The organism is Caballeronia mineralivorans PML1(12), from assembly GCF_001028175.1.
GTDB classification, from domain to species: domain Bacteria; phylum Pseudomonadota; class Gammaproteobacteria; order Burkholderiales; family Burkholderiaceae; genus Caballeronia; species Caballeronia mineralivorans.
In genome coordinates, this window is record NZ_AEJF01000062.1 from 48563 (window position 1) to 61390 (window position 12828).

Genomic DNA, 12828 nt, shown 5'->3' on the forward strand with positions numbered 1-12828 from the left:
AAAAGCCTCGCCATGACGGATCAGCTCACAGCATAGGCGAAGTCACGAAGATGCGTAGTTGCCGCGCTAACCGTCTCTCAAGGCTCTTGCGTCAGCACCTGCAAGCGAGACGCAAGGGTGGTCAGCAGGAGTTCTTCCAGTGGCATCGGCTCGGCGAAGTAATAACCTTGCGCCTGCGCGGCACCCATCTCGCGCAGCGCCGCCAGCGTTTCAGCGTTCTCCACGCCTTCAGCCACGAGCGTCAGGTCCAGCGACTCCGCCATCCGCACGATTGCCCGTACGATCGCGCTGCTGCGCGGACTGGTGGTCAGTTCGAAGATGAACGACTGGTCGATTTTCAGGCCGCTGAAGCGATACTGATGCACATAACTCAGCGACGAAAATCCCGCGCCGAAGTCATCGAGCACGACCGACATGCCGTGGTCGGCGAGACGCTGCATCGAGCGCCTTGCGAGATCGGGCTCGGCGACAAGCGCGCCTTCCGTGAGCTCCAGGCAGATCCGCGACGGCGCGACGCCGTGGCGTGCGAGCAGGGCAAGGACATCGTCGGCGAATTCCGGGCGCGTCATGCTGTAGCTCGAACAGTTCACATGCACCGGCGGCCAGTCCGCGTGTTCCGGCTTCGCGAGGATGGCCGCGACGCGCGTGAGCATGTAGAGATCGAGCCGCCCGATCAGACGCAAGCCTTCCACCGCCGGAAGGAATTGCCCCGGCCCGATCACGCGGCCGTCGGGCTGGCGCCATCGGATCAACGCTTCCAGCGCCATAAGCTGGCCGCTGTTCACGCAGACGATAGGCTGAAAATACGGCACCAGTTCGTCGTCGCGTTTGAGCGCATTACGTAACGCTCCTTCGCGTTCGACCTGATCGGACACCTCGCGCCGCAGCGCATGATTGAACACGACGAAACTATCGCGGCCACCGTTCTTCACGCGATACATCGCGGTATCGGCGTCGCGCAGCAGATCGGCCGGCTCTTTATGAAACTGGCTATCCGGACCCACGATGCCGATGCTGCACGACGAAAACACCACATGGTCGTCTATATGGAACGGCAGGTCGAACGCCGCCAGGATCCGTTCCGCGATAGCCACGGCGGCATCCAGCGGCGCACCCGGCGACAACACGGCGAACTCATCGCCACCGAGGCGCGCGAGCAGATCGTGCTCGCCCAGGCAGCTACGCAGGCGGGCCGCTGCCTGCACCAGCAGCAGGTCGCCGAAATGATGGCCGAGGCTATCGTTCACCACCTTGAAGCGGTCGAGATCGATAAACATCACGGCCAGTTGCTGACCTTCACCGTGATGACCCAGCCACGCTTCCTGCAGCCGCTGCAACAAGTGACTGCGATTCGGCAGGCCGGTCAGCGCATCGTGCGAATTCTCGTGCTGCAGCCGCGCGTTGGCCTGGTCGAGCTCGCGGGTGCGGTTCTGCACGCGTTCCTCGAGTTCCAGGTTGGCCGCATGCAGTGCTTCGGCAGCACTGCGTCTTGAGAGGGCGGTATCGATGTGGCGCGACACGAACGTCAGCAGTTCCTGGTCGCGCAACGAGTAACGCACCTGCGTGGAATAGCTTTGTACGGCGAGCACGCCGCGCACGACGTCGCCGTCGAAGAGCGGAATGCCCAGCCACGAGCGCAGCTTGATGCTTTCGCCCGCGCGTTCGATCTCACCCGTCTCTACCAGCCGCGTGGCTTCGGCGAGATCGATCAGACACGGACGGCGCTGCCTGATCACGTACTCTGTCAGGCCACGCCGGTTGCATCGAGGCGTGGGATGAGTGTTCAGCAGTTCATCGACATAATACGGAAAGGACACTGTCGCCGTCGTGCTGTCGACTAGCGCAATGTAGAAGTTTTGCGCATACAGCAACTCGCCGACAATGCCATGCAGGCTGCGGAAAAACTCCATCATGTCGCCGTGGCGGCTCGACAGCTCGGCAATCTGGAACAACGCGCCCTGCAGGTGCTCGGCACGCTTGCGTTCCGCGATCTCCTGCCGCAACGCCTGGTTCAGTTCAGATAACTCAGCAGTCCGGCGCGATACCGTTTCTTCCAGATCGGCGCGATGCAGGATCCGGTCGAGCGCCATGGCCACATGCCGGGCGACGACCAGGAAAAGCGCGCGATCCTCCACGCTGTAGACGCGCGAGATGTCGTAGACCTGCATGGCAATCATGCCGAAGACTTCGTCCGACGCATTCTTGAGCGGTGCGCCCATCCAGAATTCCGGGCGATCCCCCATGCAATAGAAACGGCCTTCCCGCTCGGCGGCGCGGATGCCGGCGGCGTCGATGAGAAGCGGCTGGCCCGTGGTCAGCACTTGCCCGGTCAGCGACAGCCGCGACGGATCGAGTGTGTCGTAGATCGCTGTTTCGCGCGCGAGGGTATCGATCACATCGACGTAATACGGGTACGTGATCTTGCCGCTCGATGGGTCGTAAAGCGCGAGATAGAAGTTCTCTGCGTCGATCAGCGTGGCGAGTTGCTGGTGCACGCCGAGCAGGAACGCCGATCGTTCGCGCATGGAGCTGGCGAGATAGGCGATTTCGTAGAGCACGCGCTGGGTGTTTTGCGCGCGCGCCAGGGCGTCGGTTTGCAGGGCTTCGCCCAGGCTGCGGGCGAGGTTGGCAAGCGTAGGACTTCCCGCGTGGGCGGCGGGCGCGAGCAGCCAGCCCAGGATGCTTTCGCCGCTGCCCGTCGGCCAGAGACACAGGCGGCGGGTCGTGCAAAAGGCGTGGAAGTTGTCGGCGGTGAGCATGGCGGGCCACACCTCTGCCGCGTCGCCCTGAGCCGTCAGATGCAGGTCCTCGCCGACCTGATACCACGCCCAGGCGTTTGTATCGACTTGCGCGCGGGCATTGCGCAACAGCACGTCGACTGCACTGTCCGTGACCGTCCACCTCGCCGGTTCAGCGGCCGCGCGTGCGACGGCCGCAGCGGTTTCATCGCTGCTGTCGTCGGCTATCGGCCTGGCATGGTTTGCAGGAGGGACGTTCATCGGTGCTCCGAGCCGAAGGATGCTCCGGCTCCTGATTCAATCTCGTTCGATGTCGATGCTATTGACCATTCATCCTGACACTGGAGGGATTGAAACGAGCCCGCTCCTTGGTTTGTGCGCGTGTAGACGGCTGATTGTTATAACGGCAGCGCAGCTTGGGGCTTGAGGGCTTTGCGTAAGCAATCCGTCCGTTCCACCCTTACCGGGCGTTTTTGGCGCGACGCATGACAAGCATCGTTCATGCGCCCGACGAACCGCATACCGTCGCGGGTCCCGACGCCATCGAGCGCCGTTCCACCGCGACGGAAACACCCAACAGCACGATACCACCGCATGCGAGCAGCGCACCCGTCCAGCCCGTGGCCTCGAGTCCGAAGCCCATCGCCACCACTACGCCGCCCGCCCACGCACCCAGGGCGTTTGCAATGTTGAAGGCCGAATGATTGAGCGCGGCGGCCACGGTCTGCGCGTCGCCGGCCACATCCATCAGGCGCGTCTGCACCGCCGGCACCACGGCGATGCCGAGTCCCATCGCGAACAGGTTGAGCGTCGCGGTCCATTCGTTTGCCGAAGAATACGCAAAAGCAGCCAGCGCGGCGGCGTTCCAGATCAGCATGCCGAAGATGGTCCAGAGCCGCGACTTGTCAGCCAGCACACCGCCGATCAGGCTGCCCGCCGTCATGCCGACACCCAGCGCGCCGAGCAGCAGCGGTACGCGCCAGGGCGCCACGTGGGTCACGTTCAGCAGCGTCGGCGTGATGTAGGTGTAGACCGCAAACAGGCCGCCGAAGCCGACCGCGATCACCGACAGCGTCAGCCAGACTTGCAAGCGCCTGAACACGCCGAGCTCGCGCCGCGGCGTGGCGCCGCCTGCGTGAATAGGCGGGAGAAAGATGCGCACGCCAATCATCGTAAGAATGCCGAGTGTGCCAACCAGCAGGAAATCCGCGCGCCAGCCGAGCCATTGCCCGAGCCAGGTTGCGAGCGGTACGCCAAAAATATTGGCGATTGTCAGGCCCAGCATCACTCGTCCCACTGCTCGCGCTCGCCGGTCGGGCGGCACGAGCGATGCCGCCGTCAAAGCCGCCACCCCGAAATAGGCGCCATGCGGCACGCCGGAAATAAAGCGCGCGATCAGCAGCATGGGGTAATTCGGCGCGAGCGCGCTCAGCAAATTACCGAAGGCGAACATCAGCATCAGGCCGATCAACATCGCACGGCGCGGGATCTTCGCGAAGAAAATGGTGATGAGCGGTGCGCCGATCACTACGCCGAGCGCATACGCGCTGATGATGTGGCCCATGGTGGGCAGCGACGTATCGAGGCCGTTCGCGATAACGGGCAGGATCGTCATGGACGCGAATTCGCCCGTGCCGATAGCCAGGCCGCCGACGGCGAGCGCGAGTTCGGCGGGACCCGCTCCATAGGGCGCGATCACGCGCGTGAGCGGGTCATTGGGGACATCGATAATGGACATTTTGGGAAAATTGTGGATTTTTGGCGGAGCGCAATGCAGCATTATCGCGAAAGAATAAGTCTTTCGCATCCACGAAGGCTCGAACGGATGTGCTGAACCGGGTTGGTGCGCTGCCGTAGCCGCTAGTCGTGCGTGAGAGTTCCGTGGGAGGACTCACCCTCGCTTTCGCCGCGGCCGCCTGCCGAGAAGCGTTCGCGGTAAGCCTGCGGCGTGACCCCCGTTGAACGCAGGAAGCTGCGCCGCATGGTTTCCTCCGATCCGAACCCACAACGCGCGGCCACCCGCTTGACCGGAAACGACGTATCGCCCAGCAGGCGGCGCGCCGCTTCCAGGCGCAATTGATCGATGGCGCGCGCCGGCGTGACCCCCGTTTGCGCGCGATAGTGCCGCACGAAGCTGCGCTCGCTCATGCCGGCGCGCTCGGCCAGTGTCGCGATCGACAGGTCGGCTGCCATGTTTTCCGCTATCCACGCGTGCAGATCGCCGAAGCGGTCACCCGCTTTTTGCAGCGACAGCGTCGCGCTGAACTGCGCCTGGCCGCCCGGCCGTTTCAGGAACACCACCAGTTCGCGCGCCACGTCGAGTGCGAGCGCGCGCCCGAGATCGTCCTCGACCAGTGCCAGCGCGAGATCAATGCCGGCTGTCACGCCCGCCGATGTCCACACCGAGCCGTCGCGAATAAAAATGGGCGCGGGATCGACGTGGACCGCCGGATAACGGTGCCCGAGTTGTTCGCAATGCGCCCAGTGCGTGACCGCGCGGCGCTCGTCGAGCAAGCCAGCGGCCGCGAGCAGAAACGCGCCCGTGCACACCGACGCTACTCGCCGGCACTGCGACGCGCGCTCCCTGACCCACGCCACTTGCGCCGCATCTTTCGATGCCGCGTGTACACCGCGTCCGCCCGCGATGATCAGCGTATCCGTCGCCTGGTCTGCAGTCGGCAAGGGCTGGGCGAACAGGCCGAGACCCGCGGTGCTCTGGATTTCCCCCGCGGCTGTGGCAACCACGCGCGCCGTATAGGGCGCGCTTGCGCCACTTGCCAGGGAGAGTTCGTTGGCGGACGCGAAAACCTGAAGCGGCCCGGAAACGTCGAGCAGTTGGACATCTGGAAACGCGAGGATATCGATACGGCGAGGCGTGTCATTCATGGTTCATGACTCGATTGGCGTGAAACGAGGGTTGATTGATGACTACGCCAAAGCGTAGCGGGGTATCGTCGGCACGTCTACTTCCTTTTAAGGCTCATCACCATGACATTGCATATCGGTTTCCTCGTCTTTCCGCGCGTCCAGCAACTCGACTTGACCGGCCCGCACGACGTCTTCGCGATGGTCCCGGGCGCAACCGTTCACCTGATTGCAAACACCCTCGATCCGGTCAAGGCGAGCAGTGGCCTCGTGTTGACGCCCACCATCACGTTCGCCGATTGCCCCGCGCTCGACGTGTTGTGCGTGCCGGGTGGGGTGGGCGTCGGCGACTTGATGGAGGACGACGCCGCGCTCGATTTCATCAAGCGCCAAGCTGGGGAGGCGCGCTTCGTCACGTCGGTCTGCACCGGTTCACTGGTTCTCGGAGCGGCCGGTTTGCTGCGCGGCCGGCGCGCGACCACGCACTGGGCGTTCCATCATTTGCTCGAACGGTTCGGGGCAATTCCCGTGAAAGAGCGCGTGGTTGAGGACGGCAATCTGATGACGGGCGGCGGTGTGACGGCGGGCATCGATTTTGCGCTGACGCTTCTCACTGGTTTGATCGGCGAAACAGAAGCGCAGGCAATTCAACTTCAACTGGAATATGCGCCCGCTCCGCCCTTTAATTCAGGTACACCCAATACCGCACCGAAGGCGGTAGTGGATCTGGTGTGGAATCGCGGTGAATCGGGGCGTGCTCAACGCACAGCAATAGTTGAGCGTGCCGCGGCGCGATTGAATTCGTAGCAGACCTGGCGCAGTGCCGACGCGGGTGACTCGGATCGACGGGCCTGCTTCTTACAGGAGACGGGTGTCATGTCATGCGCTCGGGTTCGTTCGATCACCGTCCTGGCCTCGCTCGGCATAGTGTTGGGCGCGACTCCTGATTCATTTGCTCAAAGCGCGGATGCGACGCCGGCCACGCCACCGTCGACGCCGGCGTTGACGTCCAAACAGGCGCAGAAGGCACAACGCAAGGCCGAGAGAAAAGCAGCGCGCGCGAAGAATTCGGCCGAACTGGGGCAGTTGGAGAAGAACGGGTATAACCCGGCGGCGGATCGTAACGACTACCCGGATAACTTGCGGAAAGCGGAAGACAAGGCGAACGGGCAATGAGTGCGGGGTAGCGGTTGTTGCTTGAAGCGGCGACGGACGCGTCTCCGCTTCAAGCCTTGATGCAGTTCAATGTGCTTCGCCGCGACCGGCCGGGCGAATCGGCGCGTTGTTGTCGAGCGCCTTGGGCTCAGGTGGCGCCACGTCTGCAGTCTGAGCGTACTGGAATGCCGCGATGGGGTCCCGCGCCTCTTGCACCACGCGTGCTTCGTGAACCTCGCGGGTTTCACGAAGCACGCGCGGTGCAAGAGGCGCGTGCGTGGGCGGATTCGCAATCGTGTGCGGTGCGCTGTTGCCCGTTGTCGACGTGCTACCCGTGCTTGCAACCGTGGCCGTGGCCGTGCGCGGGACCGGCTCGGCCTCGCGGAGCGGCGCTGGATAAGTGACAGCGCGCGGCGTGGTGGCGGCTATCTGAGCTGCCGCGCCTTCTGCGGCCTTCTTTGCCTCAGCTACTTTAATAGCGACATGCCTGAGAAATGCGCGCGAGTCGGTGTAGCTCGAATCGATGGCAAGCGCGTCCTTCGCGTAGCGCCGTGCACATCGCCATGAAGCTGTCGCGTCGCATGCGCGGGCGTGTTGCATCGCGGCATCGCGTGCGGCTTCGCGTTGGGCCAGGTCGTCGCGAAGCCGCTGGACGTCGGGGCTGCTGGCCTGATTCGCGGGCACGTTGGTCAGGTTCTTGCGCGCGGCGCTCAGGTCGCTCGTGGCCAATGCAAGGCGTGTGAAGTAGATGCTTTCGCCCGGGCTGCCCAAGGGCGGACGCTCCGTGGCAATGACCGGCGAGACGGGCGGTAACGACAGCTTCGGCAATTCCTTTGTAACGGGCGTGGACGGCTGCGGTGCGTGGCTGGCGATAGGGACATCGGCGACGGCGGCAGGGCTGGGGGCGGGCGGTATGGCGGCGAGCTTGGCTGCGGCGGGTGAGGGCGGTGTGTTGGTTGCAGGCGTCGGGTTCGGCGCGGTGGCGGCGCTTTTCGGGGCCGGCGCAGGGATTGTGTTCTGCGCGATCGTGACGGTCGTCGCGGGCGTCGAGCTCTTTGGTGGTGCTGCCGTTACCGAGCTTTGCGCGGTTGTGACGGGCGTTGAGCTCTTCGATGGTGCTGCCGTTACCGGGCTTTGCGCGGTTGTGACGGGCGTTGAGCTCTTCGATGGTGATGCCGTTACCGGGCTTTGCGTGGTCGTCGCGGCCATCGGGCCGGATGGGTTCGTGGAACCCTTTGAAACCGGTCCGGTAGCCGGACTCAGTGCGACCGTTGAACTTGCCGTGCGCATGGAGGCAATGGCATTCGTTACGTTCCTTGTGATCGTCGCGATCATCGCCATTGCGGGATTCGGTGCGTGTGTCGGTGCCGCAGCGATCGAGCTCGCGGGATTCGCTGCCGCAATGACCGTGGTCGCACTCGCCGGGGTTGCTGCTGCAATGACCGTCGTCGTGCTTGCCGGTGCAGCCGCGTTCGCGGCATTCTCAGGTGCTATCGGAACGAAGGCGGGCGTCTTCGCGGGCTCCGGTAGTGCAGCCAGCCGCTGAACCACGGGCGATCTCAGGCCGGGGGCATAAGTCAGCGCGAGCGCTATGGCGAGCAGCCCGCCGCTCGCCACGCCGAACGCCACGCGCCTGGCGATCCGGGCGCGTGCACGGGCTATATTCATCGCCGTGTCGACTTCCTCGGGCACGCTCGGATACGGCACGAGCATGCGCCCCGGCATCAGCATGACACTGCTGTTATTGAAGCCCACGGAGTTCAGTGCGCGCATTTCACGCGACTGATTCGTGCCGCAATGCGGGCATTCTTCTTCGCCGTGGGTCAGCGCATTGCCACAGCGAAGGCAAGTCGCATAAAGGACAGGCGTGCGAAAAGATAACAGGTTCATGCCGAACCCCTCGGGCAGGTGTCGATGCCGGTTCATGATGCGGCCGGATCGTTCGTATAAGAATAGTGCAATTAATTCAGAAGTTAGTACCCCGGTATGTTTTGTAGACCGCATTGATGCATATCGGCGACACTTGCATGCGCCCGCATCACGCTATATAGGGCCTCGCCCCGAGGTGCTTGTCCGAATCCGACTTGGGTGTGGCGGATAAGAGCGGAGATCAAGGCCAGGCTCTCAAATGGCAGAGGCGGCGCACCAGGAAACAGTGCGCGGCCTGGACATCCATCTACAAAGGGTTAGAACCTGTAGGCAACGTCGCCTGACAGCGTGAACGTACCCACGCTCGTGCCAACCGACTTGCGATAGGTGTGACTTCAAAACCATCGGTCGTCAGCGTGCCCAAGTTCGCATGGGTAGTGTTCACATAGGCGATCGTCCCGTCCGGGTTGTTCGCATTCACTTCACCCTGGATGAGTCCCGTGCCGATCGCGTTGTTGATCTTGATCTTGTAGAAGTCGAAGCCGAAGCCGGCCGTCGTATCCGGTGACAACTGGAAGCCGATGTTGTAGTTCTTCGTGCGTTCAGGCTGCAGATTCGGATTGCCGTTGGTCAACTCGCTGATGGACTGCGGCACACCGGGCTGAAACGGATCGAGCGGGTCGGATGCAGTCTGGATAGACAACGTCTTCGACTGCGAGTTTTCGACCAGCGTTGGCGCCCAGAAGCCACGGCTGTACGAGCCGTACATCGTCTACATCGAGATCGGCTGATAACGAAGCGCGAAGCGCGGCGAGAACGCGCCGTCGAAATCGCTTAGTGATCTTAACGACTTGAATGGCTGAACGTCAGGTTGCGAATGATGGACACGTCGACTTGGTAGTGGAGCGCCGCAATATTGCGTTCACCGGCCACCTGCTGCAACGCAGCCGGTGAACGGGTTGTCTACTGGCCGGCCTGCGTATGGTCGTAGCAGGCGACTCCACAGACCGGCCAGTAGACAACCGGCAGTCCCAGGAGATTTCCTTCTTCACATAGCAGAATTTTTCCATTCAACAGGGCTGAACTTTCAATACTCCATAGAAAGCGGATTTATTATGCTTTATAACAGGATGTTATTGGGCAGCAAAGAAGGCGGATTTATTATGCTTCATAACAGGATGTTATGAATCAGCAAATGTGAGTTCTATGAGCACTAATTACCGAGCGTCCTGAAAATCAAAGCGGACCATTATGAATGCCGTATGCTTTATGTAATTATTTGAAATACTCTTGTAATTTTAAAATGGTGTAATTCAAATGTGCATTTAGAGTTTCGTAAATACCGCTAAAATTTTTTTCAAACGAAGTCTTCCTTCTTTCATTTTCCCGCTTTCGACGCTGGCCTCTAGTCGGCGCTCGATCATCACTCGCCAGAGGTGCTGTGAAACCGTCTCAAAGGCCCGCCCAGTAGGCTTTTGCGCCATGCACTATCTGCCATTCGACGGCAGCTCATGGCGTGCCATGGAAAGCCGGAATGGCGGTTGCATCCCAATTGGCGAGTTATCAAAGGCGCGCGCGTATCCGTTCGAACATCCGCTTATTCTTTTAAAGCGACGCAAGCACAGCATTAGTTAGAGTATTCCCTCTAAACTTGGTATGCTGCCATCAAATAAAGTTTGACCGTGCATTTTGTCCTGCTATCGTCGCATCCCATGAAACGCCGGTGACAATCGCGCAAAAAGTTCAGAAGCCGTAGTGCGCTTCGTTCAAATTGTCTCCGGGTGTTAATGCCAGACCAAAATGAGCGAGTCGGATTTAATCTATCGTGGTTCTAGTCAGATGATCGTTCGGCGGGCGTGAAGTACCGCTGGGCGTCTCACAGCCGCATCCGTGTCATCGCATCAGGTTTGCGCGCTGCGGCATAAATTCGGAGTGCAAATCAAGGGTCGGAGCGAAGGAAGCGGTTGTCCGAAGTGAACGTTGGTTGCGGTATGTACGCGCACTGCAGTTACAGAAATGGACGGTTCACGCCGGAGGAGTAAAGGTGGGTACGAAAGTCGAAGGACAATTTCCGGCAGCAACAGCTCGTATGGGAAGGCCAGGGCGCCCGCGTGAGTTTGGGCGCAAGCAGCAAAACCCGGTACGCCGCTTTGGCGGTATCGCGGTTGTTCTGCTCCTGCACATCGTGCTGATCTATGCACTTATCAACGGCCTTGCCACCAAGGTCGTACAGGTTATCCAGCATCCTATCGAAACGAAGATCATCGAGCCGGTGAAGCCACCGCCTCCGCCGCCGTTGCCCACCGTGCAATTGCCACCGCCGAAGTTCGCACCGCCGCCGCCGCCGTTCGTACCGCCGCCGGAAGTGCAGGTGCAAACGCCGCCCCAGCCGACCATCACGCACCAGGCCGCACCGGTCGTGTCGGCACCCGCCGTGGCGCCTCCCGCACCGCCGGCACCTCCCGCGCCGAGCAAACCCGTGAGCGTCGAAGTCGGGGTTGTATGCCCGAACTCGGATCAGATCCGTTCGTCGATTCGCTACCCGAAGGAAGCGCAGGAGAACAACGTGACGGGTGATGTGTTGATTGAATTCGTAGTCGACGCGCAGGGCCATATTACGAATGAACGCGTTGCCAAGTCTGCAGACGATTCCTCACTCGATCGCGCTGCGTTCAACGCGGTCAAGCAGTTCACGTGCGTTTCCCAAGGCCAACCGGTCCGTGTGCAAGTTCCGTTCTCGTTTAACCTGAACTGAAACCCACTGGCTGTTCGGTACCGGTAGCGATTTATCAGTCTTAGTTTAGAAGTTGTACTAATGAACTTGGAGCAGGCATGAAAAAGCGTACTCTCGCCGCATTGGCGGCAACCCTGTTGTTCGCCGTAACCACGGTGGATACCTTTGTGGCACCGCACATGGCCCACGCGCAAGCTAGCGACGCGACCGCGTCGGCTACGGCACCCGCCACCGCAGCACCGCAAATGGCCGGCCCGGCCACAGACCAAGCGGTACCGCCGCCGGAACCGGCTACGTCCGAAACCGTCAACAACCCCTACGGCCTCGGCGCGCTCTGGAAGAACGGTGACTTTGTTGCACGCTTCGTGCTGATTCTGCTGGTGCTCATGTCGATGGGCAGCTGGTACATCATGATCACCAAGTTTTTCGAGCAGTTCCGTGCCAACCGCCGCGCGAAGAGCGCCGACGAGCAGCTGTGGACCGCGCCGTCGCTAGCCGAAGGCGCGAAGATGCTCGACGAAGCCTCGCCGTTCCGCTTCATCGCCGAAACAGCCATCGAGGCAGGCGAACACCACGACGAAGCACTGCTCGAAGCCGTCGACCGCAACACGTGGATCGATGCCTCGGTTGATCGTGCCATCACCAACGTATCGAATCGTCTGCAGGACGGTCTGGCTTTCCTCGGCACAGTCGGCTCGACAGCGCCGTTCGTCGGTCTGTTCGGTACCGTGTGGGGGATTTATCACGCGCTGACGGCAATCGGTATCGCCGGCCAGGCTTCGATCGACAAGGTCGCGGGCCCGGTGGGTGAAGCGCTGATCATGACCGCGATCGGTCTCGCCGTGGCCGTGCCGGCGGTGCTCGGCTACAACTTCCTGGTTCGCCGCAACAAGTCGGTGATGGAGCGTGTTCGTGCGTTCGGCGCACAACTGCACACCGTCCTGCTCGCCGGCAGCCGGCGCTCGGCGCGCGCTACGGCTCGCGAAGCAGCGCTGGCCCAATAAGCGGAGTTCGTCATGGCTATGAGCGTTGGGCAAGATGATGACGACGAGGTCATCTCCAATATCAACACCACACCGCTCGTCGATGTGATGCTGGTCCTGCTGATCATCTTTCTGATCACGATTCCGGTGGTGACGCATACGGTGCCGGTGCAACTGCCGAAGGAGACGATCCAGCCGCTGCAGACCACACCCAAAAGTATCGTCATTGCGGTCAACCGCGACGGCGATTTCTTCTGGAACGAGAAGCAGGTGGATGGGCCGACGCTGCTGGCACGCCTGAAAACCGTGTCGGTCATGACGCCGCAACCGGAAGTGCACGTTCGCGGTGACCAGAACGCGCGTTATGAATTCATCGGCCGGGTCATTACCGAGTGCGAACGCGCCGGTATCGCCAAGGTTTCGTTTATTACTGAGCCGCCTGCGCGCGGCGGCTAGCTTTGCATGGGATCGGACTAAGCGCTAA

The 12828-nt window shown here is 61.6% G+C and carries 12 protein-coding genes; 7 read left to right on the top strand and 5 right to left on the bottom strand.

The annotated features are described in order from the left end of the window. Nucleotides 1-77: 77 nt before the first annotated feature. The 3 genes from EOS_RS07845 to EOS_RS07855 form a co-directional block, all read right to left on the bottom strand. Nucleotides 78-2999 (bottom strand): bifunctional diguanylate cyclase/phosphodiesterase, encoded by a 2922-nt coding sequence (locus tag EOS_RS07845; protein ID WP_047846046.1) that lies wholly within the window; start codon nt 2997-2999, stop codon nt 78-80. Between the two features lie 238 nt (nt 3000-3237). Next, nucleotides 3238-4476 carry an MFS transporter gene (locus EOS_RS07850; RefSeq protein ID WP_047846167.1) on the bottom strand — a complete coding sequence of 413 codons (1239 nt, stop codon included), beginning with the start codon at nt 4474-4476 and terminating at the stop codon, nt 3238-3240. Between the two features lie 122 nt (nt 4477-4598). Continuing rightward, nucleotides 4599-5624 carry a GlxA family transcriptional regulator gene (locus EOS_RS07855; protein ID WP_047846047.1) on the bottom strand — a complete coding sequence of 342 codons (1026 nt, stop codon included), beginning with the start codon at nt 5622-5624 and terminating at the stop codon, nt 4599-4601. Between the two features lie 102 nt (nt 5625-5726). Between EOS_RS07855 and EOS_RS07860 the strand changes: the two genes are divergently transcribed. Both EOS_RS07860 and EOS_RS07865 read left to right on the top strand, forming a co-directional pair. After that, nucleotides 5727-6410, top strand: a complete 684-nt coding sequence (locus EOS_RS07860) for a DJ-1/PfpI family protein (RefSeq protein WP_047846048.1) — start codon at nt 5727-5729, stop codon at nt 6408-6410. Between the two features lie 69 nt (nt 6411-6479). Next, nucleotides 6480-6779, top strand: coding sequence for a hypothetical protein (locus EOS_RS07865; RefSeq protein ID WP_047846049.1), 300 nt, complete (start codon nt 6480-6482; stop codon nt 6777-6779). 66 nt (nt 6780-6845) lie between these two features. Here EOS_RS07865 and EOS_RS07870 read toward each other — a convergent pair whose 3' ends face one another. Continuing rightward, complete coding sequence (locus EOS_RS07870) at nt 6846-7529, bottom strand: hypothetical protein (protein ID WP_047846050.1); 684 nt, start codon at nt 7527-7529, stop codon at nt 6846-6848. Between EOS_RS07870 and EOS_RS07875 the strand changes: the two genes are divergently transcribed. Beyond that, on the top strand, nt 7507-8304 hold the full coding sequence (locus EOS_RS07875) for a hypothetical protein (RefSeq protein ID WP_152693094.1): 798 nt from the start codon (nt 7507-7509) through the stop codon (nt 8302-8304). The two genes, EOS_RS07870 and EOS_RS07875, sit on opposite strands and share 23 nt — an antisense overlap. Nucleotides 8305-8349: 45 nt before the next feature. Further along, complete coding sequence (locus EOS_RS07880; protein ID WP_047846052.1) at nt 8350-8544, top strand: hypothetical protein; 195 nt, start codon at nt 8350-8352, stop codon at nt 8542-8544. 390 nt (nt 8545-8934) lie between these two features. Here EOS_RS07880 and EOS_RS07885 read toward each other — a convergent pair whose 3' ends face one another. After that, on the bottom strand, nt 8935-9396 hold the full coding sequence (locus EOS_RS07885) for a TonB-dependent receptor (protein ID WP_047846053.1): 462 nt from the start codon (nt 9394-9396) through the stop codon (nt 8935-8937). Nucleotides 9397-10671: 1275 nt separating this feature from the next. Here EOS_RS07885 and EOS_RS07890 point away from each other — a divergent pair. The 3 genes from EOS_RS07890 (at nt 10672) to EOS_RS07900 (ending at nt 12800) form a co-directional block, all read left to right on the top strand. Then, complete coding sequence (locus EOS_RS07890) at nt 10672-11382, top strand: energy transducer TonB (protein ID WP_075645295.1); 711 nt, start codon at nt 10672-10674, stop codon at nt 11380-11382. A 77-nt stretch (nt 11383-11459) separates the two neighbouring features. Continuing rightward, on the top strand, nt 11460-12365 hold the full coding sequence (locus tag EOS_RS07895; protein ID WP_047846055.1) for a MotA/TolQ/ExbB proton channel family protein: 906 nt from the start codon (nt 11460-11462) through the stop codon (nt 12363-12365). Nucleotides 12366-12377: 12 nt separating this feature from the next. Beyond that, a complete protein-coding gene (locus tag EOS_RS07900; protein ID WP_047846056.1) occupies nt 12378-12800 on the top strand; it encodes an ExbD/TolR family protein in 423 nt (140 codons plus the stop codon). Nucleotides 12801-12828: the final 28 nt, after the last annotated feature.